General features: G+C 38.4%; 1 protein-coding gene. It reads left to right on the forward strand.

From position 1 onward, the window contains the following. The first annotated feature begins 480 nt into the window (after positions 1 to 480). Positions 481 to 651, forward strand: a complete 171-nt coding sequence (locus AAE02nite_RS26465) for a hypothetical protein (protein WP_170252695.1) — start codon at positions 481 to 483, stop codon at positions 649 to 651. Positions 652 to 1,385 lie beyond the last annotated feature (734 nt).

A 1,385-nucleotide genomic window follows, 5' to 3' on the forward strand; every position in this document is an offset into this window, starting at 1 on the left:
TAAAGTTAATGGCGCGGCTGGTGCTCAGAGGCCGGCACGCCAGGCGATCTTATTAAATAGCCTGAAAGAACTAGTTTAGAAGAAAGAAGTACGATTAGTGCTTCTTTTTTTTTGTTTATAGAAAACAAAAGGAGAGAGCTTTTGACATCCCAGGCCCATTTAAGAATGACGATCACTTTTTAATTTCATTTTAATTCATTCGGGGAACTGATATTCTCTCCCATCAATAGAAAATATTCCATAGGAGAACTGGTACTGGCAATAGTTTGGAATTAAGGTGCTTTGTGTCCGTCCAAGGCTATTTCATATTATTGAGTGTGTCCGCTGGTTTTCTCCTGTGCGGTGGGCACTTGCTTTCTCCTGGAAGATATTAACCCTTCCGCCCTGCGGGCACCTTCTCTAAATTAGGGAAGGAGTTCGGCCGAACCGGAACATTATGGAATCGCTTTGTTGAGGAGGCTTAATTAATGATTGAACCTGGTGAGGCATCAGCTAAGCACATACTACAGCAGTTTGGACAGCGAGGGCCTTTCGGAAGATTCTCTTCTGGGTTTCCGGTGCTTTAGCATTGCGATGTACAAGCAAAGGAAAGATGAGCAGCCCGAGTGGCCAAACGGGGCCCGCCGGCGGGGAGGCTTCTTAGACCTGTAAAGCTAGTTAGCGCCTACACCTTGAAAGATGGAATCTTTCAAAAAATATCTATCCATTTCCTATGTAATAGTTATTTCTGATAAGTAGTTATCTTCTCTTAAACTTTTGCTGTAGCGTAATTTAGCAGAAGAGAATAATACCTTCCGGTTTTAAGCTACCTGTTATCATCCCCATCAAGAATATTTCTATATACAACCCAGGTTCAAGCATCTTGTTTAAGCCTCTTTGGTTGGTGCGCTGTACGCTATAAATTGTTGGGTAGTAAATATCTGGTAAAATGTTTCAGTGGAAAACAAATTGAAATGCTGGCTGAGCGGCACTAAAACAAACCTCTACCGAGCACTGGTTAGGCAACTGCCTAAAGTAATTGGGTAGTAGTTGGGTATTTTGCCGCAGATCTGATTGGGTAAGCCTGTCAAAAGATAAAACCTTCAGCAAACCCATAATTCTGGCTTCAGATTTGCCATGGAAGCGCTAAAGTATAAACCTTAAAACTTTTTTTTGGTGATTTTTCAAGGAGAATAAAATTAATAATTAAAATAATATTAGAAAATTTGAATATATAAAAATTAATTATTAAATAGTGCCAGATTAAGGAGTAGCGTATAGCTTTAGTTAAACTGGATAAAGGAAAAATTAAGTACCTAAAAAGTAATTATAAATAATTTTATTTAGGATTAAATTTTTGTTAGGATTCTTAGTTGGGCAAAGCTTATTTTTGATTTCTAATATTT

The sequence above is a fragment of the Adhaeribacter aerolatus genome (assembly GCF_007991635.1).
GTDB lineage: Bacteria > Bacteroidota > Bacteroidia > Cytophagales > Hymenobacteraceae > Adhaeribacter > Adhaeribacter aerolatus.